The 274-nt window shown below is 63.1% G+C and carries 1 rRNA gene; it reads left to right on the forward strand.

Annotation, left to right across the window (positions count from 1 at the left end):
• Nucleotides 1–92 (forward strand): 16S ribosomal RNA (locus tag AC2CJA_RS27420); the annotation flags it as partial.
• Nucleotides 93–274: the final 182 nt, after the last annotated feature.

Genomic DNA, 274 nt, shown 5'->3' on the forward strand with positions numbered 1-274 from the left:
GTGGGAGGGAATCGTCGAAGGTGGGACTGGCGATTGGGACGAAGTCGTAACAAGGTAGCCGTACCGGAAGGTGCGGCTGGATCACCTCCTTTCTAAGGAGCACTTCTCGGCTGCCGGTGCCCCGTGTGGGGGCTGGTGGTCCAGGGGCCAGTACACCGGCGCACGTCCGGTGCTGGTTGCTCATGGGTGGAACGTTGACTAGTCGGCCGGGATTTTCCGGCGTAAGACACCAGTACTGCCTCTCCTGGCGATGTCGGGACGGGGTGTGGACCGT

This window comes from Streptomyces sp. ATLC9 (genome assembly GCF_057196705.1).